At 64.8% G+C, this 25,984-nt stretch carries 30 protein-coding genes; 19 read left to right on the forward strand and 11 right to left on the reverse strand.

Annotated features, from left to right (window positions below; translation table 11 throughout):
- Positions 1 to 585: 585 nt before the first annotated feature.
- On the forward strand, positions 586 to 1,278 hold the full coding sequence (locus ACVCMI_RS08815; protein ID WP_447099463.1) for an aspartate/glutamate racemase family protein: 693 nt from the start codon (positions 586 to 588) through the stop codon (positions 1,276 to 1,278).
- Positions 1,279 to 1,568: 290 nt separating this feature from the next.
- Here ACVCMI_RS08815 and ACVCMI_RS08820 read toward each other — a convergent pair whose 3' ends face one another.
- Together ACVCMI_RS08820 and ACVCMI_RS08825 are read right to left on the reverse strand one after the other, a co-directional pair.
- The gene (locus ACVCMI_RS08820) at positions 1,569 to 2,555 is read right to left on the reverse strand and encodes an MBL fold metallo-hydrolase (RefSeq protein WP_447099098.1); all 987 of its coding nucleotides are present in this window, start codon (positions 2,553 to 2,555) and stop codon (positions 1,569 to 1,571) included.
- 88 nt (positions 2,556 to 2,643) lie between these two features.
- On the reverse strand, positions 2,644 to 3,537 hold the full coding sequence (locus tag ACVCMI_RS08825; protein ID WP_447099097.1) for an alpha/beta hydrolase family protein: 894 nt from the start codon (positions 3,535 to 3,537) through the stop codon (positions 2,644 to 2,646).
- Between the two features lie 375 nt (positions 3,538 to 3,912).
- Here ACVCMI_RS08825 and ACVCMI_RS08830 point away from each other — a divergent pair, with 375 nt between their 5' ends.
- From ACVCMI_RS08830 to ACVCMI_RS08870, 9 genes are all read left to right on the forward strand, one after another.
- Positions 3,913 to 4,206, forward strand: a complete 294-nt coding sequence (locus tag ACVCMI_RS08830) for a hypothetical protein (protein WP_447099096.1) — start codon at positions 3,913 to 3,915, stop codon at positions 4,204 to 4,206.
- Positions 4,207 to 4,669: 463 nt separating this feature from the next.
- Positions 4,670 to 4,954 carry a PAAR domain-containing protein gene (locus tag ACVCMI_RS08835; RefSeq protein WP_447099462.1) on the forward strand — a complete coding sequence of 95 codons (285 nt, stop codon included), beginning with the start codon at positions 4,670 to 4,672 and terminating at the stop codon, positions 4,952 to 4,954.
- Positions 4,955 to 4,957: 3 nt separating this feature from the next.
- The gene (locus tag ACVCMI_RS08840) at positions 4,958 to 5,218 is read left to right on the forward strand and encodes a helix-turn-helix domain-containing transcriptional regulator (protein ID WP_447099095.1); all 261 of its coding nucleotides are present in this window, start codon (positions 4,958 to 4,960) and stop codon (positions 5,216 to 5,218) included.
- 73 nt (positions 5,219 to 5,291) lie between these two features.
- Positions 5,292 to 6,986, forward strand: coding sequence for a site-specific DNA-methyltransferase (locus tag ACVCMI_RS08845; RefSeq protein ID WP_447099094.1), 1,695 nt, complete (start codon positions 5,292 to 5,294; stop codon positions 6,984 to 6,986).
- Positions 6,987 to 7,016: 30 nt separating this feature from the next.
- Positions 7,017 to 7,223, forward strand: a complete 207-nt coding sequence (locus ACVCMI_RS08850; RefSeq protein ID WP_447099093.1) for an addiction module protein — start codon at positions 7,017 to 7,019, stop codon at positions 7,221 to 7,223.
- Positions 7,223 to 7,519: a type II toxin-antitoxin system RelE/ParE family toxin gene (locus tag ACVCMI_RS08855; protein ID WP_447099092.1), complete on the forward strand. Its 297-nt coding sequence runs from the start codon at positions 7,223 to 7,225 to the stop codon at positions 7,517 to 7,519. Before ACVCMI_RS08850 ends, ACVCMI_RS08855 begins: the two co-directional genes overlap by 1 nt.
- A 32-nt stretch (positions 7,520 to 7,551) precedes the next feature.
- The gene (locus ACVCMI_RS08860; protein WP_447099550.1) at positions 7,552 to 10,188 is read left to right on the forward strand and encodes a DEAD/DEAH box helicase; all 2,637 of its coding nucleotides are present in this window, start codon (positions 7,552 to 7,554) and stop codon (positions 10,186 to 10,188) included.
- Positions 10,189 to 10,294: 106 nt separating this feature from the next.
- Positions 10,295 to 10,852 (forward strand): hypothetical protein, encoded by a 558-nt coding sequence (locus ACVCMI_RS08865; RefSeq protein WP_447099091.1) that lies wholly within the window; start codon positions 10,295 to 10,297, stop codon positions 10,850 to 10,852.
- 97 nt (positions 10,853 to 10,949) lie between these two features.
- Positions 10,950 to 11,219, forward strand: coding sequence for a hypothetical protein (locus tag ACVCMI_RS08870; RefSeq protein ID WP_447099090.1), 270 nt, complete (start codon positions 10,950 to 10,952; stop codon positions 11,217 to 11,219).
- On the opposite strand, the gene ACVCMI_RS08875 is transcribed toward ACVCMI_RS08870, so the two are convergent.
- A complete protein-coding gene (locus tag ACVCMI_RS08875) occupies positions 11,171 to 12,262 on the reverse strand; it encodes an ISL3 family transposase (protein ID WP_447099089.1) in 1,092 nt (363 codons plus the stop codon). The genes ACVCMI_RS08870 and ACVCMI_RS08875 overlap by 49 nt on opposite strands.
- Before the next feature lie 250 nt (positions 12,263 to 12,512).
- Here ACVCMI_RS08875 and arr point away from each other — a divergent pair, with 250 nt between their 5' ends.
- Complete coding sequence (arr, locus tag ACVCMI_RS08880; protein ID WP_395118031.1) at positions 12,513 to 12,947, forward strand: NAD(+)--rifampin ADP-ribosyltransferase; 435 nt, start codon at positions 12,513 to 12,515, stop codon at positions 12,945 to 12,947.
- Between the two features lie 9 nt (positions 12,948 to 12,956).
- On the opposite strand, the gene ACVCMI_RS08885 is transcribed toward arr, so the two are convergent.
- Positions 12,957 to 13,349, reverse strand: a complete 393-nt coding sequence (locus ACVCMI_RS08885; protein WP_447099088.1) for a hypothetical protein — start codon at positions 13,347 to 13,349, stop codon at positions 12,957 to 12,959.
- Between the two features lie 35 nt (positions 13,350 to 13,384).
- On the opposite strand from ACVCMI_RS08885, the gene ACVCMI_RS08890 reads away from it, so the two are divergent.
- Entirely contained in the window at positions 13,385 to 13,774 is a 390-nt protein-coding gene (locus ACVCMI_RS08890) for a TonB-dependent receptor (RefSeq protein WP_447099087.1), read from the forward strand.
- A 108-nt stretch (positions 13,775 to 13,882) separates the two neighbouring features.
- Here ACVCMI_RS08890 and ACVCMI_RS08895 read toward each other — a convergent pair whose 3' ends face one another.
- Positions 13,883 to 14,923 carry a cytochrome-c peroxidase gene (locus ACVCMI_RS08895; protein WP_447099551.1) on the reverse strand — a complete coding sequence of 347 codons (1,041 nt, stop codon included), beginning with the start codon at positions 14,921 to 14,923 and terminating at the stop codon, positions 13,883 to 13,885.
- 509 nt (positions 14,924 to 15,432) lie between these two features.
- On the opposite strand from ACVCMI_RS08895, the gene ACVCMI_RS08900 reads away from it, so the two are divergent.
- Entirely contained in the window at positions 15,433 to 16,368 is a 936-nt protein-coding gene (locus tag ACVCMI_RS08900; protein WP_447099085.1) for a hypothetical protein, read from the forward strand.
- Positions 16,369 to 16,475: 107 nt separating this feature from the next.
- On the opposite strand, the gene ACVCMI_RS08905 is transcribed toward ACVCMI_RS08900, so the two are convergent.
- Complete coding sequence (locus ACVCMI_RS08905; RefSeq protein ID WP_447099084.1) at positions 16,476 to 18,197, reverse strand: ankyrin repeat domain-containing protein; 1,722 nt, start codon at positions 18,195 to 18,197, stop codon at positions 16,476 to 16,478.
- Positions 18,198 to 18,353: 156 nt separating this feature from the next.
- Positions 18,354 to 18,782 carry a GFA family protein gene (locus ACVCMI_RS08910; RefSeq protein WP_447099083.1) on the reverse strand — a complete coding sequence of 143 codons (429 nt, stop codon included), beginning with the start codon at positions 18,780 to 18,782 and terminating at the stop codon, positions 18,354 to 18,356.
- A gap of 279 nt (positions 18,783 to 19,061) precedes the next feature.
- Between ACVCMI_RS08910 and ACVCMI_RS08915 the strand changes: the two genes are divergently transcribed.
- From ACVCMI_RS08915 to ACVCMI_RS08925, 3 genes are all read left to right on the forward strand, one after another.
- On the forward strand, positions 19,062 to 19,568 hold the full coding sequence (locus ACVCMI_RS08915; RefSeq protein ID WP_447099082.1) for a DUF2975 domain-containing protein: 507 nt from the start codon (positions 19,062 to 19,064) through the stop codon (positions 19,566 to 19,568).
- Positions 19,568 to 19,798, forward strand: coding sequence for a helix-turn-helix domain-containing protein (locus tag ACVCMI_RS08920; protein ID WP_395118045.1), 231 nt, complete (start codon positions 19,568 to 19,570; stop codon positions 19,796 to 19,798). Before ACVCMI_RS08915 ends, ACVCMI_RS08920 begins: the two co-directional genes overlap by 1 nt.
- A gap of 156 nt (positions 19,799 to 19,954) precedes the next feature.
- A complete protein-coding gene (locus ACVCMI_RS08925) occupies positions 19,955 to 20,230 on the forward strand; it encodes a hypothetical protein (protein WP_447099081.1) in 276 nt (91 codons plus the stop codon).
- 295 nt (positions 20,231 to 20,525) lie between these two features.
- On the opposite strand, the gene ACVCMI_RS08930 is transcribed toward ACVCMI_RS08925, so the two are convergent.
- Together ACVCMI_RS08930 and ACVCMI_RS08935 are read right to left on the reverse strand one after the other, a co-directional pair.
- The gene (locus tag ACVCMI_RS08930; RefSeq protein WP_447099080.1) at positions 20,526 to 21,182 is read right to left on the reverse strand and encodes a glutathione S-transferase family protein; all 657 of its coding nucleotides are present in this window, start codon (positions 21,180 to 21,182) and stop codon (positions 20,526 to 20,528) included.
- 98 nt (positions 21,183 to 21,280) lie between these two features.
- Positions 21,281 to 21,760 (reverse strand): VOC family protein, encoded by a 480-nt coding sequence (locus ACVCMI_RS08935; RefSeq protein WP_447099079.1) that lies wholly within the window; start codon positions 21,758 to 21,760, stop codon positions 21,281 to 21,283.
- Between the two features lie 204 nt (positions 21,761 to 21,964).
- Between ACVCMI_RS08935 and ACVCMI_RS08940 the strand changes: the two genes are divergently transcribed.
- Positions 21,965 to 23,566: a tetratricopeptide repeat-containing sulfotransferase family protein gene (locus ACVCMI_RS08940; RefSeq protein ID WP_447099078.1), complete on the forward strand. Its 1,602-nt coding sequence runs from the start codon at positions 21,965 to 21,967 to the stop codon at positions 23,564 to 23,566.
- 113 nt (positions 23,567 to 23,679) lie between these two features.
- Here ACVCMI_RS08940 and ACVCMI_RS08945 read toward each other — a convergent pair whose 3' ends face one another.
- Together ACVCMI_RS08945 and ACVCMI_RS08950 are read right to left on the reverse strand one after the other, a co-directional pair.
- Positions 23,680 to 24,525 (reverse strand): diguanylate cyclase domain-containing protein, encoded by an 846-nt coding sequence (locus ACVCMI_RS08945; protein ID WP_395118054.1) that lies wholly within the window; start codon positions 24,523 to 24,525, stop codon positions 23,680 to 23,682.
- Between the two features lie 112 nt (positions 24,526 to 24,637).
- The gene (locus ACVCMI_RS08950; protein WP_395118056.1) at positions 24,638 to 24,994 is read right to left on the reverse strand and encodes a DUF1428 domain-containing protein; all 357 of its coding nucleotides are present in this window, start codon (positions 24,992 to 24,994) and stop codon (positions 24,638 to 24,640) included.
- 136 nt (positions 24,995 to 25,130) lie between these two features.
- Here ACVCMI_RS08950 and ACVCMI_RS08955 point away from each other — a divergent pair, with 136 nt between their 5' ends.
- Both ACVCMI_RS08955 and ACVCMI_RS08960 read left to right on the forward strand, forming a co-directional pair.
- Positions 25,131 to 25,349, forward strand: a complete 219-nt coding sequence (locus ACVCMI_RS08955) for a hypothetical protein (RefSeq protein WP_447099077.1) — start codon at positions 25,131 to 25,133, stop codon at positions 25,347 to 25,349.
- A gap of 211 nt (positions 25,350 to 25,560) precedes the next feature.
- Positions 25,561 to 25,962, forward strand: coding sequence for a DUF6795 domain-containing protein (locus ACVCMI_RS08960; RefSeq protein ID WP_395118060.1), 402 nt, complete (start codon positions 25,561 to 25,563; stop codon positions 25,960 to 25,962).
- The last annotated feature ends 22 nt before the right edge of the window (positions 25,963 to 25,984 follow it).

Here is a 25,984-nt window from a genome sequence, read left to right on the forward strand (position 1 = left end):
AACCGGGACGGAGTCTGAGGTTTCCCCACGAAACCCTACGTTGAATCAGTGGCTTGGCATTGCTGCGCATGGAAAGAAGTGCGCGCATGGTGCAGTCTTCAAGGTGACGAAACCAGCGAGGACTACCAGGCCATGCGCGCCAGCCGAGTATTGCAGAAGTGTCTTTCAGGTTCATTCACGGCTATGCACCGTTCGCGATTAGAAACAGGGGTCAGAGTAAGATGGCCCGGGTTTGACGGACACCTTTGAACGGGGACAATCCCCTAGGAGGTAAAGTTAAAGGGGACGTAAAGTTAAAGGGGACGTGGCTAAAGTTAAAGGGGACGTGGCTAATTAAATTCTGACGCCGTTCTTTCGGTGGGTGGGGAGCATAGCGCTTGTCCGTAGGAATAAGGGAACGGACCCTTTTTTGCTTTTTTGGGCCGCCTTGCGATCAAACAGCAACTGGGGCGGAAACTCGCACCAAGGAAGATCGACCGGCCGAGAAAGACCGCCATCGAAACCGTAGACCTGCTGGAAAGTCGACTCTGACCGCGGTTTTACCTTGTGCGAGAATTCTCGCCAATCCATTGGGCGTTGCACGGCATGAAAACTATCGGGCTGATCGGTGGCATGAGCTGGGAATCCACGATGCACTACTACCAGCGCATCAACGAGCTGGTTGCCGCACGCCTGGGCGGCCTGCACTCGGCCAGGTTGCTGCTGTGGAGTGTCGAGTTCGCCGAGATCGCGCGCCTGCAACACGCCGATGACTGGGATGCGGCCGGCCGCATCCTCGCAGGTGCCGCGCGCCGGCTGGAACACGCCGGGGCCGAAGGCCTGTTGATCTGCGCCAACACGATGCATCGGGTGGCGCCTGCGGTCGAGGCGGCCGTCAGCGTTCCGGTGCTGCACCTTGCCGACATCACCGCCCAGGCCTTGCTGGCCGACGGCCACCGCAGCGCCGCGTTGCTTGGCACCCGCTTCACCATGGCCCAGCCGTTCTATCGCGAACGGCTGGAACGTCACGGCCTGTCCATCAGCGTGCCGACATCGGAAGAACAAGACGCGCTGCACCAAATCATCTTCGATGAGCTGGTGAAGGGGCGCGTGGAGCCGGCATCGCGCGAACGTTTCATCACGATCATGCGCCGGATGCACGCCGCGGGCGCGCAGGCGGTGATCCTCGGCTGCACCGAGTTCGGCATGCTGCTGCGCGCAGAGGATGCGCCAGACATCCCGCGCGTCGACACAACCGAACTCCACTGCCAGGCCGCCGTGGGTTGGATGCTCGCGTAACGCTCCGGTTACAAGACGCGACCTGACCCACTTTCAGTCGGGGTGCCCCCAGACGCTCACCGACGGCGCAGCCTGAAACCAAGCAAAGATTGCCGCATTCCAACCGCAAGGATCGCAGCACCCCAACACAACCGCCGCGAACGCCAGCGGACCATCGGCGCCACACGCTGGCGACAGCTCAGAAAGTCGATCCTGGCCCCTGTTTTCTCGAAAGCCCGCTGGAAAGTGCACTCTGAACCAGGTTTCAGGTTTCAGGTTTCAGGTTTCAGGTTTCACCGGTTTCACCGGTTTCAGCGATTGTTCCAGGGGAAGCCGGTCGCCAGGGTCATCTGGTCGTTGACCGGATACCTGCGCGGATAGAAGCCCGTGAACGTTGCCGTGCCGGCCTGGACCGCCATCAATGTCCGGTCCAGGTCGCGAAGGTCTTTCACGGTCAGCCAGGGCGCCGCCACGCCCTCGCCCTTTCGACAGCAGTGCGCGGTCCACAGGATCGTGTCGCCGGGCAAGGTCGCGAGCAGCCGCTGCGCCGTCTGGCGATAGGCCGACAAGCTCGCGCCCGGCAGGAAGGCGTAAAGCGTGGTGGGATAGACGTAGTCGCCGATGAAGAGCCGATGGTCCGCTGCATCGAACAGCGCCGCGGAGCTTGGCGTATGGCCTGGGGTGGACAGGACGGTCAACGAGCGGCCGCCCAGATCGATCACGGCGCCGGGGCTCAGCCATTCGGTGATCCGCGTTGCCGGAGCGCTGCGCCCGTCCCAAAAGCCGAGGTACGCGTAACGACTCGGCCGCAGGCGCCCGTTGGACACATCCGCACGCGTCTGTGGCAGATCGATCATGGCCACGTGATCGAAAGCACCGATCCCGCCGAAGTGGTCGAAGTGCAGATGCGAGACCATCACCGTGACTGGAAGGCGCGTGAGGGATCTCACCACCTTGCCGATGTCGCGCGTTCCCGACCCCGAGTCGAACATCAGCGCGCGCTTCGTTCCGATGATCAGGTAGGAGTAGTTCTGCTGGTAGTAGCGCGGCTCGCCGATGGCGAAGGTTCCCGCGCCGAGATCCTGCACCACGAAATAGCCATCGAACATGCGGCCCTTGGCGATTCTGGCCGGCGCGGGATCGACGATCACGTGCGGCTCCAACCGGGGCATCAGCTCGGCGTAAACGAACGGCGCAAACGCCGCGGCCAGCACGGCACCGACCAGCAACACGCCGACGATGACACCCGCGGCGACCCATGCCCTGCGCCAGATGCGGGAACCGGTTTGTTTGCCCATGCTCGCTCCCGCTGTTCGACGTCAGACTGCGCCGTGTCCAGGCCACCGTCGCAATCCGGGACGCCAGAAATTGAACCCGACCCCGGTTCTATTTAGGCAACCCCGCCAGCCACGCCAGCACCGCGTGTGACAGCTCGATGCGCTTGTCCGAATAGGCGTGGTCGGTGGCGAAATGCCGGGTGGTCACGTGCGTGTCGCCGGCGTTGCGCAAGGCAGCGGCGAAGGCGCTGTTCTCCCGGGTGAGGCCGTCGTCGGCCGTGAGGATCAGCGCGTTGCGGTTTTTCAGTGCATCCACCTTGTCCAGGAACGGCCAGCTCATGGCGTGGTCCGCCAGCTCCCTGGCCAGCCCGTCTGGTGTGCATCCCGCCAGCGGCGCCATGCCTTCTTCGGCCAGTCCGTGGGCCATGGCGGCGATCGCGTCGGAGCGCTTTTCCTTCTCGAGTAGAGCTTGCATGCGTCCGGACATGTCGGCGGCCGAGATGGTGGCGAAGGCCTTGATCGCGGGATCCGCCGCAGCGGCCTCGACGGTCATGAAGCCGCCCATGCTGTGGCCGATCAGCACGATGCGGTTGGGATCCAGTCGCAACGACCGGGCCACCTCCGGCTGGCGCAGGTAGGCGATGGCGGCCCCGGTATCCTCGATGCTGTGCGCGAACGAGAAGCCGCCCGGCGTGCCCCACGAACCGCGGTAATTGAAGTACAGGACATCCCAACCGGCGCGTCGCATGTCCTGCGCCAGATCGAGGTTGCGCTCGTTGCCGGGAAACCCGTGCAGCAGGATCACCACCGGATGGGGACCCGCGCCCGCGGCGATGTAGACCAATGCGTTCATCAGCTCCCCATGGCTGGGGATCTGCATGGTCTGCATGGAGGCGCGATCAGGCGCGTGGGCCATTGCCGCATCCTGAGGCGTACCCGGAACCGGCGGCATCCCGGCGCGGACGGCTCCAGCGGCGAGCGCAAGACAGGCGCTGAGGAACACAACCCTTGCGTGCTTCATGGCATTCCCCTGAGCGGAATTGGACGGGTCTGGTATGGAAGGAGCGCCGAACGCCAACCTTGTCAGATTACTCCGCCGAACATGAAGAGGTGTCACTGAAAAGGTGTCAGGGACAATTTTGGGTCGGCAATGGGGTCGCCAAATTTTCCATGACACCATTCTTCGAATCGGCAACCCGCGGCCTGATCGCTGCGAGGTGATGCCCGGCATGCCGTGAAGAGCCACCGCATCGTCTTTTGCGACGCGAGTCCCAAAGGGACGTGGCAACGCATCCGGCCAGACACGCTGGCGGGCTATCATCGTGCCAGCATCTGAAACCCTGGCCGTCGCTGCGTCACTCACTCAAGGAAGGTCCACATGTTCAGGGCAATCGAGCCATATCTGCTGGTCAACGATTCGGGCGTCGAAGTGTCACGCAGCGATCGCAACGCCATGCAGTACCGCAAGGGCGACCATGTGCTGTCGTTGTATTGCGACACCATCGCGTCCGACGACGGACGGTTCGGCGCCGCCATCCTGTTGCCGCTTGATCTGCACTGGGATCCGCCCTTCGAACGGGAACGGATCGATTTCTTTGAACGCGCGACGATCGAGAAAGATCTGCTGGATGCCTGGCGCGTGGTCGATTACCGGGTGACCATCGAGCGCTGATTCCATGACATCCCACACGGAAGTGGTGCGGCTCAAGGGCCTCATAGCGTCGGGAGCGATGTCGGTCGCCTCGCCGCACGATGGCGCGGTTTTCTACTCGGATGACGCGGGCAAGAATCGCGTTGCGGTCGAAGCGTATGCGAAGCGCTGCGGTCAGGCGGGGAAGCAAACCACGACACTGGAGGCGACCCGCTGCGGACAGTGGCTCGAAAGCGAGCATCTTTATGCTTCGCCGCTCTCGTTGTCTGCGGACGACATCTGGGCGGAAGCGTCGGTGAAGTACGCCCGGGAGGCATCGGGAAGCTGCCGTTGCTTGGTCGCCCACGCGCCATCCGATCGGGTCTTCCGCAAGCACGAGCTGGCCACGCTACTCGACAACGACAAGGTCACCGACCTCAACAACATCCCGCGGCAGACGCTGAAGTCCATCCATGACCGTGACCCCGGCGCGGCTTTCTCGGCGTTGGAACAGGCGGATCTGGCATTGAGGGGTGCCAAGGTTTCCGATTTTCACGTATGTCCGGTGGTGACGGGAGTCGTTCCCCATGTGGATGGGCCGATATCCATGGGATGCCCGACGGTGGCAGCACGAGTGGGGGACATGGCCGTTTGCGTGGGCCCACCAGACATCATCGCCAAGGGCTCGACCAAGGTCTTCATCGGCGGAATGCCGGCAGCGCGGATATCCGACAGCACGGCCCACGGCGGACAGATAGTTCTGGGAGCTTTCACGGTGCTGATCGGGTAGACATTGACCGGTTCGGCCCCATCCAGGCGACAGAAGCTCTCGCATCAGGCTCCCGATACGGCCGCACGTGCACGAAACACAAGCCTGTTGGCCGAAGCCGCCGGCCTGACTCGGGCAGGGCTGTACGAGGCACTGTCCAGCGAGGGCAACCCCAGTCCCGCCAGTACCATGAAGATGGCGAGGGCGCTTGGCTATCGGTTGAGCTGCTGCTTGATCGTGAGCGACATTACGCCATGGCGCGTGCGGTCGGGTCGCGGCGCCTGAGACGGTTGCGGGTAAACTGGGCCGCATCGCAACCATCGGCAGCGCCGAGCTTTCGGCAGGGGATCGCAGACACATGCCCGTACTGGACTGGATCGGCAAGCAGGCCGTCGTCAAACACCATCGTGACGTGCCGTATCGCTTGCTGGAGCCGGTGCCGGAGCTTTCCTGTCTCCCTCTCCCTCCGGCAGAGGGCCGGGGTGAGGGTTCGGGCCTTGCGGAAAACGACAGCGGCAACCTGATCGTCCAGGGCGACAACCTGCTGGCGCTGAAGGCGCTGCTGCCGCGCTATGCGGGGCAGGTCAAATGCATCTATATCGACCCGCCCTACAACACCGGCAACGAGGGTTGGGCCTACAACGACAACGTCAACAGCCCGGAGATCAAAAAGTGGCTGGGCGAGGTCGTGGGCAAGGACGGCGAGACGCTGGACCGCCACGACCGCTGGCTGTGCATGATGTATCCGCGGCTGATGCTGCTGAAGCAGTTCCTGCGCGAGGATGGGGTGATTTTCGTTTCGATTGACGACAACGAACTTCACCACCTGCGCAGCGTTCTCAATGAAGTGGGCGGTTTCAAATTCGTGGGTTGCATTGTCTGGGAGCGAAAGCGAAAGGGATCACACCTCTCGAAGAAGCTCACAAAGAAGACCGAGTACATCGTGGTTTGCAGCCGGCGGTCGAACGATATTGAGTTGGTTGGTGATGATGTCGGTGAAGATGAGGATTTCCCGCTGGTCAAGCGAACCAACGGAGTGAAAGACCTCCACATTCCCGTTGACAAGCTTGGTCCTACCGGACTCCCGGATGGTATCTATCCTCGTGGTCAATACGGTCGTGGTGGAACTGCTGTCGAGCTTGTCCACGATGCAACGGTGGTTGATGGCCGATTCACGTCCGATGTCTACTTGAGGGGACCATTCGTATGGACTCAGGAAAATATGGATAGAGAGCTCGCGTCAGGTGGACGGTGCTTTCTGCGCACAAAAAATATGTCGTTGCGTGCCGTGAAAGGTTCGGACAACCAAGGACAGAAAGGCCTCAGCAGCCTACTGACAAAAGAAGTAGGGACGAACGAGGATGCATCGTCTGAACTCGCGGAAATCCTCTCGGTTGATCTCAACTCAGTCTTCCAGTACTCGAAGCCGTGTGGCCTAGTGAAAGCATTGGTTAGGGCGGCAACCTTCTCCGACCCGGACTCACTGATTCTCGATTCATTTGCGGGCTCCGGTACCACCGCCCACGCCGTGCTGAAGCAGAACGCCGAAGACGGCGGCAACCGTCGCTGCATCCTCATCGAGATGGACCCGAAGATCGCACGCGACGTCACTGCCGAGCGCGTGCGCCGCGTGGCGCAGGGCTACACCAATGCCAAGGGCGAACAAGTCGCGGGTCTCGGCGGCGGCTTCCAGTTCTGCAAGCTTTCCGACGAACCGTTGTTCACCGCCGAAGGCCAGGTGCGCGACGACGTGACGTTCGCCCAACTGGCGGAGTTCGTGTGGTTCGTGGAGACGGGAGCGGGCTTCGCAGGCAATACCAACTCACCCCGGATCGGCGTGCACGAAGGCCGCGCGGTGTACCTGCTCTACAACGGCATCCTCAAGGACAAGTCCGTGGCCGGCGGCAACGTGCTCACGGCCGCCGTGCTGGATGTTTTGCCGCCGTTCGATGGCCCGCGCGTCATCTACGCCGCCGCCTGCCGGCTGGGTGCGCCGCGGCTCGCGCGCGAGGGCATCGTGTTCAAGCAGACACCCTATGCGTTGGAAGGGTAATCTGGATTCCTGGAAAGCCGGAGGTGTGCCGTGAAGACCGAAGACATCGTCAAGAGTGTGTTGCAGCTCAAGCCCGGAGACCGCTTTGAAGTCGCCGACGCGATCCTGCGCAGCCTCGACCAGCCCGACCCTGCGCTCGATGCCGTCTGGCTGGATGAAGCCGAACGGCGGCTGGCGGCCTATCGCAAGGGGATGGTTGCCGGCACCCCCGCGGAAGATGTGGTCGGCAAGCTGTAATGCGCCTGGTCTTCTCGCCGGAGGCGCGATCGGAATTTGAGGCCGCGGAGCGCTACTACGAGGTGCAGCTGATCGGGCTCGGCAAGGTGTTTCGCGAGGAGGTGCGCGCGGGGCTGCGGCGCATCCGCAGCTGGCCGCTCGCATGCCCGGTCGAGCGCGGCACGATCCGGCGGGCGGTGCTGGGCCGCTTTCCCTACAAGTTGCTGTACTCGGTGGAGCCGGAGGCCATCTACGTGCTTGCCGTGGCGCACCAGCATCGCCAACCGGATTACTGGACGGATCGCACCGACGCATGAGCGCCTATATCCCCAAGGTTTACCAGCAATCCGTGCTGGACAGCGTGCAAGCCTATTTCCGCGAAGTGCAGGTCACGGGCAACGCCAACAGCGCGTTCTACAACGCCACCCTGGCGTTGTGGGGGCGCGGTGTCGCCTATCGCCCGATCGACGGCTTCGACACGGCCATGCCGTATTTCTGCCTGCGCGTACCGACCGGCGGCGGCAAGACCTGGCTGGCAGCCAGGAGCGTCGCGCTGGTCAATACCCAATTGCTGCGCAGCGAGTTCAGCATGGTCCTGTGGCTGGTGCCGTCCAACACGATCCGTGAGCAGACGCTGCGCGCGTTGCGTGGCCGCGAGCATCCGTATCACGCCGCGTTGCGCGAGGCGGGCCCGGTCACCGTGCTTTCCCTGGACGAGGCCAAGAGCGTTACCCGCGCCACGCTGGAATCGTCCACCACGGTGATCGTGTCGACGGTGCAGGCGTTTCGTCGCGAGAACACCGAGGGGCTGAAGGTATTCGAGTCCAACGGCGCGCTGATGTCGCACTTCGAACATCTGGATCATGCCCAGCTTGCGGAACTACAGCGGGATGAGAACGGCGCCGTAGTGTGCTCGCTGGCCAACGTGCTGCGCTTGCGCCGGCCGTTCCTGATCGTGGACGAGGCCCACAACAGCCGCACGCCGCTTTCGTTCTCGACGTTCGCGCAGTTCCGCCCCAGCGGCATCATGGAGCTGACCGCCACGCCGGATACCGAGCAGACGCCCAGCAACGTGTTGCACAGCGTCTCGGCCGCGGAACTCAAGACCGAGAACATGATCAAGCTGCCGATCCGCCTCGAGACCGAGGGCGATTGGCAGAAGTGCCTGGCTTACGCCATTGACTGTCGTGACCAGTTGCAGTCGGCGGCGGATGCCGAACGGCGGCAGGGCGAACCCTACCTGCGGCCCATCGTGCTGATCCAGGCCGAAGCGCGGCGCAAGGACGTGGAAACCCGCGATGTGGAGGTGGTGAAGAAGGCCCTCATCGACAACCACAACGTCCCGGAAGATGAAATCGTCATTGCCACCGGGGAAACCCGCGGACTGGAAGCCGTCGAGAAGGGATACGCGCTCGGCGTCGCCGACGAGCATTGCCCGGTGAAATACGTGATTACCCAGCAGGCGCTGGCGGAAGGCTGGGATTGCCCGAGCGCCTACGTGCTGGTGAGCATGGCCGAGCTGCGTTCCTCCACTGCCGTGGAGCAGTTGCTGGGCCGCATCCTGCGCCAGCCGCAGGCGAAGGCGCGCGCATCGGTGATGCTCAACCAGTCCTACGCTTTCGTGGTATCGCGCGACTTCGGCCAGACGGCGGGCGCCCTGCGTGACCGGTTGGTCGACGGCGCCGGCTTCGAACGGCATGAGGTCGGCGATTTCGTGGTGGCAAGCAAGAGCGAGCAGGCCCGGCTGGACTTGTCGGCGCGCCCGGGCAAGGTGGTGGTCACGCCGGTGAGCGTTGCGCTGTCGGAGGCGCCGGATCTGCGCAGCATCCCCAAACCTGTCCGCGACAAGCTGGCATGGGACAGGAAGGCCGGCACGCTGACGATTACCGCACCGCTGACGCAAGACGAAACCGCGACGGTGCAGGCGAGCGTCACGCAAGCCGAGGCCAGGCAGGCGATCGAGCGTGCGGCCGAAAAATCCCGTGCCGCCGTCGAGATGTTCCAGACGCCCGCCGAACGCGGCGAGGTGCTGTCGGTGCCACAGATGGCGCTGCGCATCCAGGGTGAGTTGCAGCTGTTCGACGATCCCGAAGTGCTGGATTACCCCTGGACGCTGTCACCTTACGATGCGGTGCCGACGCACATGCAGCTCCAGGCACTGGACGGCAACCGGGTGGCGGAAGGTGGTGAGATCGACATCGATGCCGATTCCGGCAAGGTCACCACACGATTCATCGCGGATCTTCAACGCGACCTCGGCCTGAGCTATCGGCCCGAGCATTGGGATGAAAGCCGTCTGGCGACCTGGCTGACGCGCAATCTGCCGGAATCGGGGATTACCCACGCCAGCAAGCGTGCCTTCGTCGCGCACTGGCTGCGGCAGTTGCTTGAAGCCAAAGGGTTCGATCTCGCGCGGATCAATCGCCAAAAGTTTCTCATCCGCACGCTGCTGGAAACGCATGTGCGGCAGTTGCGGCAAGCCGCGGTGAATCAGGCGTACCAGGCGGCACTGTTTGGCGACGACGCAGCCGACCGTGTCGCGGTCGGCGACGACTACGCCTTCCGATTCAATCCGCAGGGCTACGCACCCAGCCGTGACTACGATGACCGCTTCGGCACGTTCGACTTCCGAAGGCATTACTACGGGCGCATCGGCGACTTCGACAGCAAGGAAGAGTTCGAATGCGCCTGCAAGCTGGACCAGTGGGCGCAGCAAGGCCGTATGCAGTTCTGGGTGCGCAACCTGGTACGCAAGGAAGGTTGCTCGTTCTTCTTGCAGAAGGCGGATGGGCGATTCTTCCCCGATTTCCTGTGCAAACTCAGCAACGGCACCACGTTGGCGGTCGAGTACAAGGGCGGCGACCGCTGGAACGACGCCCAGGACGATCGCGACATCGGTGGTTTGTGGGCCGCTCTCAGCGGCGGGCGCTGCCAGTTCGTGATGGTGCGTGATCGGCGGTGGGAAACCGTCGAAGCCTTGCTCTGATGCGGCGGGAGGAGAGCCTGTGAGCGTCGACGAAGAAGCCTCTGGCTGTTCTATGATGGGAAACGTCGGACCTTGTTCGCTTTCCGCGGTCATTCCCGGATGGAACATGCAACTGGTTCCCGAGGCGGTCGAACGTGTTCGACGAGGGCACGCGATCGAGACGGAACGCCTGAAAGGAAGCCGATTCATCGTGGCGGTCATGGTGTCGGCTTTCTCCATCGACAGCTTTCTGGACGATGTCTATCTCTGCGACGGTTTTGAGGACATGGGAGCCGCCGTAGATGGCGGTCGGATCGAACATCGAAAGCACGTCGCGGCAGGGTTCGCCGCCCATGCCGACGATCGCCCTCCGTGGAGGCAGTTGGAAGCGACCCTGGTCGACTGTCTTTCGATGTCACCGAAGTCCGCCTCAGGCATGTTTACCGTGGCGCGGGAAAAGATCGGCGACGACGGATATCTCGACAGCATCGACGTGCGTACCGTGGTGCTTGCGGTCAACCCGGAAAATCCGCTGGACGGGTCATTCGTGTCGGCCATCGACAGGGATTGGGACCTGATCAGGTACTTCGAGTCCGTTTCATCCATCAAGGCCGCTGCTGCTTTGTCCGGCGTCGAGGATGGCGCCACACTCGCTGCGCTCCGCCAGCACGAAGGCGACCACTGACCGAGGGGCGTCCGCAATTTCCCGGGCCACTCTGGTTGTCGCACCCGATGCGACAGCGTGAAGCTAGCCTGCAAGGCGCGGATGATGAGGACGGGGCATGGCCGGGACATTCTTTGAGTATTTTGATGGCTACGTGCGGGTAGCCTATTCAGGCGCGTCGTGGGGCGACATTTTCATCGACTTCTCGTTGTTCGGCGACACGGTTGCAGCGACGCCGTGTGACGACAAGTTCGAGAAAGGCGAGCCCGAACTTGCGACCCAGGACGATGTCACGATCCGGACATGGACATCGTGCACTGTTTCCGCCTTTTTTTTGGTTCATCGCGCCTTACCGGGAAAGGCGGCCTTGATTTTGAGGAAGAAGTAGGGGAAGTCGCGATAGCCATAGGCCATGCGCTTGATGACCTTGATGCGATTGTTCATGCCTTCCAGGACGCTGGTATTGAGTTGGTAGATGGCGCTGGCGACGATGCCTTCGATATACGGTGCCAACCGTTTGGCAAAGGCGATCAAGGGTGGGAGCCGGCTGTCCATGGCGAGGGTGTGCCATTCGTTCCAGCGCCGGCGGGCCTCGTCTTCGTCCGGGGCATACCACAGCTCCTTGAGCTGGGCCTTGAGCACGTAGACGGTCGTCAACGGCGCATTGGCTGCCAACAGATCATCCAGCTTGACGGCCTGCTCGTCGGTCAGGTTGCCCCGGTTGCGCAGCAGCAACCAGCGGCTGCGTTTGATGACGCGGCGGGCGGACGGATCGGCCTTGAGCACGTTGGCCTGATCCACGCGCACCCGGTCGATGACCTCCCGTCCGAACTTGGCGATGACGTGGAACAGGTCGTAGACCACGCGGATGTTCGGGCAGTGGGCTTTGGCTTCCAGGTCCATGGCCGTGTTCATGTCCATCGCCACCGCTTCGATGCGGGCGCAGGCCTCCAGCCCCAGCATCTCGAAGAACGGCCGCACGTCCTTGCGCGAGCGGCCTTGGCCCACCCACAACACCTGCTGGGTGTCGGCGCAGAGGGCGACGGTGGCGTAGCGATGGCCCTTGAACAGGGCAAACTCGTCCATGATGAGTCGACGCACCCGCGACAGATCCGGCGGTGTCACTTCGCGTGCCAGCCGCCGGGCATCGATGGCGCGGATGGTGTGCCAATGCAGCCCCGTGAGCTGACTGATATGACGGATCGGCAGCAGGCGCAGCAGGGCCTCGACATGGGCGATCAGATGACGCTCGCGCACTCGCCGGGTGCGACGCTCGTGGATCAGCCCGCAGGGCGCCTGGCAACGACCACAGCGCGGGTCAATGTGAGGATCCGCTTCCAGCCGGAGGAGCAGCTGCGTCTCCGACAAAGCCTGGGTCTCGAACAAACGAAACCCTATCCAAAAATGGGCAGCATCAATAGCATCGTGCATGAGGGCGGCGGCGGTTGAACCGCTGTTGGTGTGAGAGCTATCAGCTTATCCGCTGCCTGCCGCCCTCACCCTTTCCTTGTGCCTGTCAACACGATCTTTCCCGCTTACCCGCGAAGAACCAAAAAAAAGGAGGCGCACTGCGCCTCCCACCATCAATTTATATCAGTCACCGGGGCTTGCGGCAAGACTGCCGGGGCGTCTGAGAATCGCCGGCCTGCCGATCGGGCAGCAAGCATGAGGTACGCCGGGGATGCATGACGACGACGAGTGGGTTCCGGTTTCCCACGGGAACTGCCATCGCGTGGAAGGGCCGTTCTACCACGGGACGAAGGCGGATCTTTCCCTGGGTGATTTGCTGATGGCCGGGTTCACCTCCAACTACGACGTCCGCGTCGTGATGAACCACATCTATTTCACCGCCGTAGCAAAGGGGGCCGGCCTTGCCGCGGAGATGGCGCGCGGCAGGGGAAGGCCGCGGGTCTATGTCGTCACGCCGACCGGTGCGTTCGAAGACGACCCCAACGTGACGAACAAGAAATTCCCCGGCAACCCCACTCGCTCCTACCGAAGCGCGGCGCCGCTGAGGATCGTGGGCGAGCTCGAACGCTGGGAGCCCTACGACGCGGAGTTCATCCGGGAACTGAAGCGTCGCGTCGAAGCCGGCATGGGGGAGATCATCAATTGACACGTCGAGTCATTTCGGCGTGAGCCGATACAAGCCGCCGGGGCCGGCGTCCTCCAGCATCCACAGCGAGCCGTCCAGCGCTTCCTTGATATCGCACAGGCGCTTGCCGACGTTCCAGCGGTCGACCGCGGTGGTGCCGCACTTGCCATCGAACGTGACGCGGATGATGGCCTCGCTGGCCAAATGAAAGGGGACGTGAAAAAGAAGGGGCGTGGCTAATTGAATTCGGTCGTCGTCTGGCAAGGCCAGCCGCCTGCCTGGCTTGATTGGCCACGTCCACTTTTCCCGGTACGCCCTTCGCGTGACAGTTTCCGCGGGAAATACTTTCCGCGTGCCCGCTTCGAACATCTGTAGCAGAATCGCCCCGCGGCGGTGCGCAGCCGGCAGTGCATCGTGCGACATCGATGCCGGCCACCGGGGACCAGGGGAAAGACATCATGGCGCTCGATCGGAGATTTCTGCTCTGCGGTTTTGCCTATGCCATCGCGGGCATGGGGCTTGGCATCTACATGGCGGCTTCGCACAACCACGCCTTGTTCGTGGCGCACGCGCACATGCTGCTGCTGGGTTTTGTGGTGTCCTTCATCTACGCGTTGATCCACAAGCTGTGGCTCGTCGGCGCGGGGGGCAGGGTCGCCGGCTTCCAGTTCTACCTGCATCAGCTGGCGGTGCTGGTGTTGTCCGTGGGCCTGGTCCTGCTTTATGGCGGCGTGGTTCCGGAACCGGCGATCGGGCCCCTGCTCGGTGCGGCGGCGGTGGGTGTGCTGGTCGCCCTGTTGTTGATGGCCTGGCTGGTGCTGCGAATCAAAGGGGACGTGGCCAAATAAATCCGGTCGTCGTCTGGCAGGGCCAGTCGCCTGCTTGGCTGAATTGGCCACGCGCCCTTTTTTCTGGACGTCCCTGCATGCTTGCCTGGACAGCCTCATTCGTGCGGGTCACGGCTTGGGCCGCGGGGTGGTTGCCACGCTGGGTGGCAGGGTCGGCAGCGCGACCTTCGGCTGGTCGCCGGTCAGGGCCCCGAGGAAAACCTCGATCTTGCCGACCTCCTCGTCGCTCAGCTTTGCGCCGAGCTGGCTGCTGCCCATGATCGCGACGGCCTGGCGAAGATCCCACACCTTGCCCGTATGGAAATAGGGCGCGGTCAGCGCGATGTTGCGCAGCGAGGGCACCCGGAACACGTATTCGTCGCTGGCCGTCTTGGTCACCGCGAAGCGGCCCTTGTCCCCCGGCGGGAGAATGTCGGCACCGGGCCGCTCGACTACGCCGAACGGGGCGTACATGCCCCCGCCCACGTTGATGCCGTTGTGGCATGCCGCACAGCCCTTGTTGATGAACAGCGCCAGGCCTTCCTTCTGATTCGCGTCGAGCGCCTTCTCGTTGCCCTTGAGGTAGCGATCGAACGGCGCGTTCGGCGTGATCAGGGTGGCCTCGAACAAGGCGATGGCCTTGCGCACGTTGTCGAACGTGATCGGATCGGGCACGGCCGGATAGGCCTTGGCGAACACGGCGGCGTAGCCGGGAATCCCCTTGAGCTGTTCGACGACGTGTGACTCGGTGGTGTCCATCTCGACCGGGTTGACCAGCGGACCGCCAGCCTGCTGCTCAAGGTCCTTGGCACGCCCATCCCAGAATTGGGCGACGTCGAACACCGCGTTGTAGACGGTCGGTGCATTGCGACCGCCATGCTGCCAGCGATGACCCAGCGAAGTCTCCTGCAGGTCGACCCCGCCCATGCCGACCATGTGGCATGAGTTGCAGCTGATGGCATGGCTTTCGGACAGCCGGGGCTCGAAGTAAAGCAGCTTGCCTAGCTCCACCCTGGCCGGGGTCGCCGCATTGCCCGGCAACGGCGGCGCATTGGCGGGTATCGGTTTGAACAGACCTTGGGCCTGCTTCATCAATGCCGTTTGCGACCATGCCTGGCCTGTAGCCAGGGAGGCGAGAACCATCATTGAAACCAGCTTGATCGGTGACATGAGCTGACTCTCCGCAGTTGGGTGGCAATCGAAACCATCAATGTCCGTGGCGTATCCAGGAAACCCTGGCGATGCGCGAACGCGGCGCGGAACAGACGACATGGTGGACGTCGCCGGGGTCGTCGCCATGCCTGTCGTCCTGGCCCAAGCGGAGTCACCGGCTATGCCTGTCGATGCCGGATCGCGCTGGCAACACCCGCATGCTCGGTTCATCGGCACCGATGGCTGTTGACCGAGATCAACAAAAGCGATTTCGAAACGAAGGCAGGCGTCCGGCCCGCGACCATCGCTCCGTCCTGTCCGCAACAAGGGCATGCGGGAACAAAGGAGACGCGTCCAATTGAATTCGTGCTCGTGCGTCGGTCGAGATTGCGGATGGACCCGTCCGGGAACTGAACATGGCGGGCTCCTGGCCGCAGAGCGAAAAACGGTCAGTCGGGTTGTGCCGGCTGGCAAGCCTCGTGAGACCAGCGTATGGTCCGCACACGGCGCTGACTCAGGGGTGAGGCATGGCCTGCACACGGGAAGGCAGCGTCTTCGCGATTGCGGTGCCGCAAGGCGTGGAATCGTCGATCGCCTGCAAACCAACTTCAATCCACCAGGGGTCCCCACTCATGTCACGTTTCCGTCTTTTCTGCCGCGCCCTGGGCGTGAGCTTCGGCCTGGCTGCTGCCTGTGTGTCGTTGCCGGCTTTCGCGGGCGATCCGGTAGCGGTGACCTTCGCGGCCAACAGTGTCTGGGCGCAGGAAATCGGCAACCTCACGCATTCCGACAGCTCGCTCGATTACACGGTGGCGATCGCGGCGGGCAAGACGTTGCAGCTCAATCTCCTCACCCGCAATCCCAACGTGCGTTTCAGGGTGGAGGACCGGACCAACGACAAGCTGCTGCTGGATTCGCGCAAGACCGGTGAGTCCACCTGGACCTTGCCGAACGCGCCGGCTGCCACGTATGCGATCCATGTCTACATCGATCCCGCCGCGATACCATCCGGCGACACCGCCAAATACGCGTTGCAGGTCGGGCAGTACGGGGCCGAAGACATGCAGGTGCCCACAAGCGCGGTGACATTCGAAGCCGGCAAGCCGTGGGCACAACAGGCTGTGGTGTTGTCGCCCGGCGCCACCGCGCACAACTTCACCGTGGCCATCGCGGCGGGCATGACGGTGAAGATCAACCTCATTTCGGACAACCCTCGGCTGTACTTCAAGGTGACCGACCAGACCCACGACAAGGCACTGGTCGACACGAGCACGACCGGAGCGAACACCTGGACCGAATCGGTGGCGACGGCGACAAATTACGTGATCCAGGTGTATCTCGACCCGTCGGCGACGCCGTCCGGTCAAACCCGATTCACCCTGCAGGTCGGGCAATACCCGTCAGCGAACACGCAGCCCGCCGGCGCGACTACGGCCGCGGCGGCTTCCACGCCATCGATGTGATTGCGTTCGAAGCGGCCGGCGGCCGCTCCGGGCGTGACAGAGCAAAATAAGGGGTCGGCGTGCGCTTTCGGCACGCCGACCCCTTATTTCATGGTGCGCCGCTGCGCTCAGTCCGTACCCGAGCGCAAACCGTCGAAATACGCGGCGATCTCTTCCGGAAACGCGTAGCGCTCCTCCGGTATGGGCGAACCGGCGTCGATCAGCGCTTCCGCGCAGGCCAGCCAGTCGCCGCCGGGCGTGGTCTCGGCCCGGGACGCGAAGCTGAGCGTGCCGTAGACGTTGTCCTTGAAACCGTGGCGCTCGTCGTAGCGCGCGCCATGGGCGAGCAGGAAGCGTGCGAGCGATGCGTTGCCGCGGAATACCGCCCAGTTGAGCGCGCTGCCGTCGATGTCGCCGCCGCGCGTCGTGATCGGCCAACCTGCCTCAACCATCACGCGCACTGCTTCCTCCTCGTTGCCGGCGGCCATTTCCGGCAGCAGGCGCAAGGCGGCCGACGGCAGTTTGCCGATGAGGCCCGGGTCGTCGGCCAGCATCGCCTGCACGTTGGCGCGATCGCCTCGCGCGCACGCGCCGAGGAAGGCGTCATGCGGGCGGTCGTCGGGCACTGCGCCGGCTTGCACCAGTTGCCGGGCCACTTCGACGAGGCCAAGGCAGCACGCCAGGCGATAGGCGGAGACGCCGTGACCGTTGCTTGCCGAAGGATCGGCGCCGGCGTCGAGCAGCAGGCCGATGGTCGCGGGCGAGCGACGGCGGCGGATCGCGTGCAGCAAGGGGCTGCCGTCCGGGCCGGGTTCGTTCGGGTCACCCCCGTGGGCGAGCAGCAGGCGCACCGTGTCGGGATGCTCATGGTCGAGCGCGCGGAACAGCGCGTTGCAGCCGGTCACGCGGGCACCGGCCTCGAGCAGCAGGCGGACAATCGTGCTGTCGGCGATCTCGGTGGAGTGGTAGAGCGATTCGTTGTCGTTGGGGTTGGCGCCGGCTTGCAGCAGTCGCCGCGTGAGTGCGATGTCGTGGTTGCGACCGGCGGCGCCGTACAGGACGCTGAGCGAATCGTGCGGCAGCTCCGGATCGGTCCATCGCGCATCCGGGTCCGCGCCGGCATCGAGCAGCAGGTCCGCGCAGGCACGAATGCCCGGCGCGCAGGCGGGCAGGGCGATCAGCCCGGAAAAGGTGGCGCAGGCGAGCGGCGGCATGCCGTTGTCGGCGCGCGCCGTCGTGGCCCAGGCGGGATCGGCTGCGAGGGCGGCCTGCACTGTGGCGACGTCGCCGATGGCACAGGCAAGCGCGGGCGCGCCGACCAGCAGGTCCGCATGTTCGCGCAGCAGTCGCTCGGCCAGTGCGGGTTTGGCCGTCTGGTAGCCGTGGCCGAAGACCCAGTGCATCCACTGGCGTTTGCGCGCGTGCATGTCGACCGAGGCGGCCTGCAGTGCGACGTAATCCTTCAACTGCGACCACGAGCCGAAACCGTACTCGCGTGCGATGCAGGACTGCGCGTCGTGCAGGCGCAGTTCCATGGCGGCGATGGCGGCGTGATCGAGCCGGGCGGCGCCGGGCAGGGCAAGGCGAACGCGTTCGAGCGCATCGGGCTCGCCGTGGCGCACGTCCTCGAGCAGCCGCTTGGCCTGTTTCTTCAGATGGTCCAGATGCGGACGGGCGGGCAGGTTCTTCATGACAACCTCCATGCAATGAATGCCGAAGGTCCGCAATCCCGGCTGCACAAAGGTCGATGGTGGCCAGCGATGGACAAGTGGGTTGAACCCTTCCCGCGGACCCGGAGGCGGCTTGCGACGCCGGGGCGTGAGCATAGACCAGGAGCGAAGCGGGGCCAATCGCCAGGTAGCGTGGGTGTGGCACCCGGTTCGATGCGGGAATCAAACAGGGGCCGAGGCTGATCAAGTTCGATTGTCGTCCGCCACGGCAAGCCCCGCTGTTTCGTTGCACGTGCGTCAGGACCACTGCCCGTCCATGGGCTATCCGCCTGGACGTCACTCGGGCAGGGCTTGCCCCGATCCGCCAAGCTCGGCCGGGAAGTCTCTCAGCTTGGGCAAGCCGTCCTTCATCCGCAGCACGGTCTCGGCATAGTTCACGTGGACGGCGGGTACGAAGTCGAGATCCGGGATGGTGGCGGCGTAGACGTCGGTCAGGCCCAGCGTCGGATGGTCGGTCATCAGGTGCCCGCCGCATTGCTTGCAGAACTGGCGGTCGCTGGTTTCCGTCTTCTGGAAATGCCCGACGAATTCCGACCCCTTGGTTACCCTGACGCTGGCGGGTTTCCACAACGTGAATGCATTCACCGGTCCGGCCGACCAGGAGCGGCAGGAGCGGCAGTGGCAGTACCCCATTGCTTCGGGCGCGCCGGAGACCTCGATCTCCACGGCACCGCAGAAACAGCTACCCGTGTGCTTGTCTGTCATGTCGTTTCTCCAGCGTGTCGGTGGTGTTTCCCCTTGCCCTGATCGGGCGAATCATACGGCTGACGCGGCTCCGGGAGGGGCGAGGCAATCGAGTCGGCTTCCCCCGCTCGCCCGCTGCGGCTCTCTTCGGTGGCGAGGTGGCGTTGTCCTCACCGGAGCGTGCGCTGACTGATGCGACGGCGGAGGTTTTGGGAGGGCAGGACGATCATATCGTTTTTCATTGCGAATATATCGTTTTGCGATATATTACGGTCACTAAACGATACGTGGAGAGCAGCGATGGGGGATTTTGCGGTGCTGGCGCTGCGCGCCGTGATTGCGATCGCGCTGGCGGGTTCTCTGGTGGTGCAGGGCGTGATCGCGCCGTTGTTGTGGCAGGACCTGGAATCGGCGCGCGCGGACGTGCGCATTCCGCTGGTGGTGATCGTCATCCTCGGCGTGTTGACGATGCAGGTGACTGCGGTCTGCATCTGGCGGTTGCTGACCATGGTCCGGCGCGGCACGGTGTTCTCCTCCGCGGCCTTCCGCTACGTCGACATCGTGATCGGAGCCATCGCGGCAGCCTCGGCGCTCACGTTCGGCATGGCGGTGGTGGCCGCGCACGCCAACCGCATCACGCCCGGCGACGAAATCGCCCCGGGCCTGATCGCCATGGTCTGCGGCGCATCGCTGGTGATCGCCGGCGTGGCGCTGATCGTGCTGGTGCTGCGGATGTTGCTGGCGCAAGCGGTCGCGCTGGATTCGCAGGCCAGGCAGCTCAAGTCCGAACTGGACGAGGTGATCTGATGGCCATCCTGGTGGACATCGATGTCATGCTGGCCCGCCGCAAGATGGCCGTCGGCACGCTGGCCGAGCACATCGGCATCACGCCCGCCAACCTGGCAGTGCTCAAGAACGGCCGTGCCAAGGCCGTGCGTTTCACCACCCTCGCTGCGTTGTGCGAGGTGCTGGAATGCCAGCCGGGCGATCTGCTGCGTTGGGAGCCCGACGACGCCGCCGGGACGTCGGTGCGCTGAAGAAGCGACACGGGCGATGTGCGTTCGTACTGCAGGAAAGGTCACGACGAATGGCTAGGTCGCCGGGACCAGGATTGAACGAAAGCGGCACGGCAGCTTCACGTTGTCGTGGAGGTGGTGTTCGTAGCATGGCCGGACTACTCCCGGGAGCATGTCATGGCCGATGAAAATGCCGGCAGGCAACTCGATCACGTGACTGACACGCTGGCGCAGCTCAAGGAAATGCGCCACTACGCCAGGAACAATGTGGAGCACCTGACGGCGATCTGGCTGTTGTTCGACGGTGAATTGTCGAAGCTGAAGCAGACCGACAAGATCGACGATCTGATGAACCGCCAGGGCCAACTCCATGATGCACTGGAGGCGGTGATTGCGGATCTGGAGGCATTGCAGCAGAAACTGCAGCCGCCACCGGAGGGCGCGGCAGGCTGAGGACCAGTTTCGCGCCCCGGTCCGGTGCTTGCGTACCGAAGGGGTATTACCACAGCAACAAGGAAGAGCTGCGTGCCTCCGGAGTACCGTCTGGAACCTTCACCACCGGTCGCGGCCTGAACGCCTTGCGGGAAGCCGGCTGGAAGCTGTGCACGTTGAGTTTCGACGGCAAGCTCACCCGGCGGGGACGGCAGTTGGATGGCTGCCTGGCACGGATGAGCTGAAGCGTCGGCCGCATGATCTGCAGCCTTCCCGGAGATCCTGTTCCGCCGAAGGCGCAGGCCGCCGACGCGCCTCAACCGTCGGCGGCGTGCTTGCCGGTGAACACCGCCAGCTGCGCGGCGAACGCGCGCTTGTACGCGGGCCGCGCTTCACCGCGGGCGACATAGGCGGCGAGGCGCGGATATTCGGCGAGCATGCCGGATGGCTTCAGGCGCAGCAGCGTGTGGACCATCATGAGGTCGCCGGCGCTGAACGCGCCGTCGAGCCAGTCGGCATCGCCCAGCCGGACGGCGAGCTGGCCCAGCCGGTTGCGGATGCGATTCTTGATGAGCGGCAGCCGTTCTGCGGCCCATGGCTTGTCGCCTTCCAGGAACCTGGCGGTCTGCAGATCGAGGATCGGCGGCTCCACCGTGTTGAGTGCGGCGAACATCCACATGATGGCGCGCGCCCGGGCATTCACGTCGTCGGGCAACAGACCGGCGTGGTGTTGCGCGAGGTGGAGCACGATCGCGCCCGACTCGAACAATGTCAGCTCGCCTTCCTCGTAGGTGGGGATCTGCCCGAACGGATGCAGCGCCAGGTGGGCAGGCTGCTTCATCGTGCCGAACGAGACGAGGCGGACCTGGCAGGCTTGGCCCACTTCCTCGAGTGCCCAGCGCACGCGCATGTCGCGCGCGAGGCCCTGGCCGCGATCCGGCGAGCTTTCAAAAGCGGTGATGGTGGGGATCACGGCGAGACTCCGGGTGGATACGCGATGTCATGTCGGGTGGCGGCAGCGCTCGGTTCGCTGCGCAGGCGGTGGGGGCCAGCGCCGGCGGTTGAAACGCATCAGCCGCGCCGGGCCGCCTCGATCGCGGCGATGTCGATCTTGGTCATGTCCATCATCGCGTTGAACGCGCGCCGGGCGACGGCGGGGTCGGGGTCGCTGATCGCCGCCATCAGTGCGCGCGGGGTGATTTGCCACGACAGGCCCCACTTGTCCTTGCACCAGCCGCAGGCGCTGGGCTGGCCGCCGTTGTCGATGATCGCGTTCCACAGGCGGTCGGTTTCAGCCTGGTCGTCGGTCGCCACCTGGAACGAGAACGACTCGTTGTGCCGGAACGTCGGGCCACCGTTCAGGCCCAGGCACGGGATGCCCATGACCGTGAACTCGACCGTCAGCACGTCGCCTTCCTTGCCGGAGGGATAGTCGCCTGGCGCCCGATGAATGGCGCCGACGGTGGTGTCGGGGAAGGTCTTGGCGTAGAACGTGGCGGCCTCCACGGCGGCGCCGTCGTACCACAGGCAGATCGAGTTCTTGCTGGTCATGCGTGTTCTCCGGGTTGTGGGCGGCGTGGCTTGCATGATCTGCGACGAACGAGTGGCGGGCAGATCGACATCCCGCTATTCCGCCATGCGCGGCTGGCGACATCAGGCCATGTGCGTCGATGTGCCGTGGCAAACTGCACGGACTGCGGCCGGTTGCGGCCCGACGAGTGCGAGGTCGATCGTTTTGCATCCGGACGTTGTGCCATGAACAGTCATCTGGATACGGTGGCGTTTCCGCTCGGTCGCCGGGCGCGGCAATGGTTTGCCGAGCAGCAGTTCGACGCGGCGCGGGAGGCGCTGGAATCGCTGCTTCGGCAGGTCCCCGCCAACCCGTTCGTGCAGATGGATCTTGCGGCGGTGCTGCTGCGCTGTGGTCGCCTGGGCGACGCCGCGACCTTGATGCTCGATGTCGCGCAGTCCGACGATCCGCAGCCGTCGCTGGACATCCAGTTGGCGCGCGGGCTTTCCGCTGCCGGCGAGGTCGTCGCGACGCGATCCTGCCTGGATCGGCTGGAGCGGGCCGCGGATCTGCCGGCCATGCTGCTGGCCGAACAGGCCCATTTGCGCTGGGGCATGCGGGACATCCCCGCCGCGCGACGGATGATCGATCGCGCGGTCGCCGCAGGTGCCGACGCGCCGCGCGAACTCCATCTACAGGCCATGCTGCGGCAGTTCGCCGGCGAAACCGACGAAGCGGGCCGCCTCCTGGATGCCTGCCTGGATCGCTGGCCTGCCTTCGGCGATGCGGCGCTGGCGCGGGCCAACCTGCGTACGCAGACGGCGCAAACCCACCACCTCGATTTTCTGCGCCTGCAGCTGCAGCGGCTCCCGGCCGACGCCGGAGCTCCCGCGCAACTGGCCAATCGCGCCGCGTTCGAGGCGGCCGTGTTCAAGGAACTGGACGACCTGGGTCGATACGATGAGGCATGGCCAGCGATGCAGCGATGCAATGCGCTGATGCACCGGGTCAGGCCGTACGATGCGCAGGGCGAGACCGCGGTGGTGGACGTCTTGATCCGGGTTGCCGGTTCGCTGGGAAGGTCGGCGGCGCCGGGCGCGCAGCAGGAAGAAGGGCCGCAGCCGATCTTCATCGTCGGCATGCCGCGCTCCGGAACGACGCTGCTCGACCGCATGCTGTCCAGTCATTCGCAGGTGGCCTCGGCCGGCGAGATCATGGATTTCCCGCAACAGTTGCGCCGGGTCGCCGGGGTGGTCCCGCATGGCGCGGCAGGCACGCTGGCCGCGATCGAGCGCGGTGCGGAGCTGGACCTGGCCGATCTCGGTGCGCGCTATCTCGCGCAGACGCGCTGGCGGGCACCGGGGTGTCGCTACTTCATCGACAAGCTGCCGACCAACATACGCATGGTCGCCCACATCCGCCGCGCGTTGCCGCATGCGCGCATCGTGCACGTGGTGCGCGATCCGCTGGAGGTGTGCTTCTCGAACCTGAGCATGATGTTCGGGAACCGGGCGGCGTACAGCTACGACCAGCGTGCCATGGTTCATTACTACGGCCAGTACCGCCGCCTGGCGCGGCATTGGCAAACCACGATGCCCGATTCCATGATCGAAGTGGCCTATGCGGATCTCGTCCGCGAGCCGGGCGTCGCCTTGCGCAAGGTTCTCGACCATTGTGGTCTCGCGATGGAGGAAGCCTGCCTCCACCCGGAGCGGAACGCGGCGCCGGTGGCCACGCCCAGCGCCGCCCAGGTTCGCGAGCCGATCCACGGCCGGGGCAGCGGCCGCTGGCGCCCTTACGCGTCGCACCTGGACGTGTTGCGCGGGGCGGTGCTCGACATGGCGTGAGCTGCTGTGGCGCGGCGCGTATCGCGTCGCGAAGACGGGGCGGTGTTTCGAGGGCCTCGTGCGGCGCTTCGCGGCCTGCGCTTTTGCGACGCAGCCCGGCTTTCCGCCACGTGCTACTGGCGGCGCTTGGAGATGTACATCGCGCGGTCGGCGTGCGCCAGCAGCGCCTCGGCGTCGGTGCCGTCGCGGGGGTAGCAGGCGATGCCGATGCTGGCGTCGGGGCGGAACGGGCCGTCGGGCAGGGTGCAGGGCAAGCCGAGGCGGGCGCGCAGGTCGTCGGCGATGGTGCGGGCGGCCCGGCTGTCGCGGCAACCCGGCAGCAGCGCCACGAACTCGTCGCCGCCGACGCGCGCCACCAGGTCGCCCTGGCGCAGGCCCTGTTGCAGCCGCTGACCCACTTCGCGCAGCACGCGATCGCCGGTTGCGTGGCCGGCGCGGTCGTTGACTGCCTTGAATCCGTCGAGGTCGAGGTAGAGCACGGCCAGGCCAGAGCCGGTTTCCGCCGCGTTGGCGATGGCGTACTGCAGTTCGACGTGCAGGCGGTGACGGTTGGGCAGGCCGGTCAGCAGGTCGTGGGTGGCGCGATGTTCCAGTTCGCGCTCGTTGCGGCGCAGCTCGGTGACTTCGTGGGCCACGCCGATGCGCACGCCGTACTCCGGCAGCCAGCGTGCCGACCACTGGATGTCCACGCTGTGGCCGTCGCGGTGGATGTAGCGGTTGCGGAAGTGGCGTTGCAGTTCGCCGGCCATGACCTGTCCGGCTTGCCGCAAGGTGGCCTCGCGGTCTTCCGGATGCACCAGTTCGAAAATGCGCCGGCCGAGCACCTCGGCTGGTGCGTAGCCGAGTATCCGTTCGAAGCTCGCGTTGACGTAAAGCAGGCGTCCCTCCGCATCGACCACGCAGACCGCATCGGGCATCAGGTCCAGCACTTCGGCGAGCGGGGGAAGCTTGGCAATCATGGAGTGGCGCGCGGTCTTCGGGCATTACCGGTTGGCTTGCAGTATGGCCAACCGGGCAGGCCGAGGCTACCCGTCGAACCGCCGGGAACGGAAGGCGCGGGTTCGGCGGCACTCAGCCTGGCAGGCTGACCACCGGCACGAAGCCGCCGAAGATCATCCGCTTGCCGTCGAACGGGCAGTTGGCGGCTGCCTCCATGCGCGGGTCCTTCATGATCTTCTCCATGCCGGCGTCGCGGGTGGGCTTGTCGGGCCACTCGATCCAGGAGAACGCCACCGCTTCGTCCGGCTTCGCCTGCACCGCGCGGCGGAAATCGGTGAGCTTGCCGTCGGGCACGTCGTCACCCCAGCACTCCACGACGCGGAGGGCGCCGACCTCAAGGAAGATCGCGTCATAGGTGCGGGCGTGGGCGATGAACTGCGCGCGATTGGCCTCGGGTACGGCGATCACGAAACCGTCGATGTAGGACATGAGCGGACTCCTGCGGAGGACACGGCCGGGATGGCCGGTCTGCCATCGTGCGACGAACGAGCGGGCGCGGAATCGACGCCTGCGGCGAAGCGGGCCGATACAATCGGCGGACCACTTGCGACCGGGCAGCACGAGCATGCGCAGTTTCGACGATCTCCACGACGGGCACTGGCAGGCCGCGCTGCTGGACGCCTCGTATGGCAACGTGCGGCTGGTGTTCTCGCGCGCCGGCGCCGGCGAGATCCGTCAACTCGCCCTGCCGGCGGAGAACCTGCGCGTGGCCGAGGACGAGCTGGCCACGATGGACGATGCCCGGTTGCGCCAGCTGCTGGCCGAGTCCGAGCCGTGGGCGTAGCGCACGAGACGGCTCGATGCCGGGACGTCGAACCCTGCACTTTTTTTGCGGGCGGTTTGCCGGTACGGTTGGCGTTCGAGGGGGACAGGGCATGCTGATGCGGGCGGGAGAACCTGGCAAGGGGATGCGGCGGCGATTCTTGTCGCGGCCCGGCACGCTGGCCGTGGCGGCACTGTTCTTGTTGGCTTTCATTCTGTCCGAGGGGTGCGCCATGGGGTTGTCCAGTCCGCTGGTGCTGTTTTCCGAGGTGCATGGCACGGTGCTGAGCGGCGGCAAGCCGGTGCAGGGCGCCGAGCTGGTGCAGGAAGTGGTGTGGTCGGACAACAAGAACGACGTGCCGCCCGCACACACGCTCAGCGATGCGCAAGGCCGCTTCCACTTTCCGGTGGTGGAGCATCGCCCCGGCGTGCTGCGCGCGGTGCCGCACCAGCCGGTGGTGCTGCAGAAGATCACCATTCGCCACGAAGGCCGCGACTACACCGCCTGGCGGCACACCCGGAATTCCTACGAGCCGAATGCGGAGCTCGACGGCAAGCCGCTCAACCTGGAATGCGAGCTGACCCGCGCGCCCGATTTCGAGGGCACGCACTACGGTATCTGCAAGGCGATCTGAGCCGGAAGCTCAGTTGACTGGA

It is taken from the genome of Rhodanobacter sp. UC4448_H15 (genome assembly GCF_052978265.1).

What these genes read in the sequence shown, in the direction of transcription:
- ACVCMI_RS08815 (WP_447099463.1), top strand. Translation starts at nt 586, where the DNA reads ATGAAAACTATCGGGCTGATCGGTGGCATGAGCTGGGAATCCACGATG.
- ACVCMI_RS08820 (WP_447099098.1), bottom strand. Translation starts at nt 2,555, where the DNA reads ATGGGCAAACAAACCGGTTCCCGCATCTGGCGCAGGGCATGGGTCGCC.
- ACVCMI_RS08830 (WP_447099096.1), top strand. Translation starts at nt 3,913, where the DNA reads ATGTTCAGGGCAATCGAGCCATATCTGCTGGTCAACGATTCGGGCGTC.
- ACVCMI_RS08845 (WP_447099094.1), top strand. Translation starts at nt 5,292, where the DNA reads ATGCCCGTACTGGACTGGATCGGCAAGCAGGCCGTCGTCAAACACCAT.
- ACVCMI_RS08855 (WP_447099092.1), top strand. Translation starts at nt 7,223, where the DNA reads ATGCGCCTGGTCTTCTCGCCGGAGGCGCGATCGGAATTTGAGGCCGCG.
- ACVCMI_RS08865 (WP_447099091.1), top strand. Translation starts at nt 10,295, where the DNA reads ATGCAACTGGTTCCCGAGGCGGTCGAACGTGTTCGACGAGGGCACGCG.
- ACVCMI_RS08870 (WP_447099090.1), top strand. Translation starts at nt 10,950, where the DNA reads ATGGCCGGGACATTCTTTGAGTATTTTGATGGCTACGTGCGGGTAGCC.
- ACVCMI_RS08875 (WP_447099089.1), bottom strand. Translation starts at nt 12,262, where the DNA reads ATGCACGATGCTATTGATGCTGCCCATTTTTGGATAGGGTTTCGTTTG.
- arr (WP_395118031.1), top strand. Translation starts at nt 12,513, where the DNA reads ATGCATGACGACGACGAGTGGGTTCCGGTTTCCCACGGGAACTGCCAT.
- ACVCMI_RS08885 (WP_447099088.1), bottom strand. Translation starts at nt 13,349, where the DNA reads ATGTCGCACGATGCACTGCCGGCTGCGCACCGCCGCGGGGCGATTCTG.
- ACVCMI_RS08890 (WP_447099087.1), top strand. Translation starts at nt 13,385, where the DNA reads ATGGCGCTCGATCGGAGATTTCTGCTCTGCGGTTTTGCCTATGCCATC.
- ACVCMI_RS08895 (WP_447099551.1), bottom strand. Translation starts at nt 14,923, where the DNA reads ATGTCACCGATCAAGCTGGTTTCAATGATGGTTCTCGCCTCCCTGGCT.
- ACVCMI_RS08900 (WP_447099085.1), top strand. Translation starts at nt 15,433, where the DNA reads ATGGCCTGCACACGGGAAGGCAGCGTCTTCGCGATTGCGGTGCCGCAA.
- ACVCMI_RS08910 (WP_447099083.1), bottom strand. Translation starts at nt 18,782, where the DNA reads ATGACAGACAAGCACACGGGTAGCTGTTTCTGCGGTGCCGTGGAGATC.
- ACVCMI_RS08915 (WP_447099082.1), top strand. Translation starts at nt 19,062, where the DNA reads ATGGGGGATTTTGCGGTGCTGGCGCTGCGCGCCGTGATTGCGATCGCG.
- ACVCMI_RS08920 (WP_395118045.1), top strand. Translation starts at nt 19,568, where the DNA reads ATGGCCATCCTGGTGGACATCGATGTCATGCTGGCCCGCCGCAAGATG.
- ACVCMI_RS08925 (WP_447099081.1), top strand. Translation starts at nt 19,955, where the DNA reads ATGGCCGATGAAAATGCCGGCAGGCAACTCGATCACGTGACTGACACG.
- ACVCMI_RS08935 (WP_447099079.1), bottom strand. Translation starts at nt 21,760, where the DNA reads ATGACCAGCAAGAACTCGATCTGCCTGTGGTACGACGGCGCCGCCGTG.
- ACVCMI_RS08940 (WP_447099078.1), top strand. Translation starts at nt 21,965, where the DNA reads ATGAACAGTCATCTGGATACGGTGGCGTTTCCGCTCGGTCGCCGGGCG.
- ACVCMI_RS08945 (WP_395118054.1), bottom strand. Translation starts at nt 24,525, where the DNA reads ATGATTGCCAAGCTTCCCCCGCTCGCCGAAGTGCTGGACCTGATGCCC.
- ACVCMI_RS08950 (WP_395118056.1), bottom strand. Translation starts at nt 24,994, where the DNA reads ATGTCCTACATCGACGGTTTCGTGATCGCCGTACCCGAGGCCAATCGC.
- ACVCMI_RS08955 (WP_447099077.1), top strand. Translation starts at nt 25,131, where the DNA reads ATGCGCAGTTTCGACGATCTCCACGACGGGCACTGGCAGGCCGCGCTG.
- ACVCMI_RS08960 (WP_395118060.1), top strand. Translation starts at nt 25,561, where the DNA reads ATGGGGTTGTCCAGTCCGCTGGTGCTGTTTTCCGAGGTGCATGGCACG.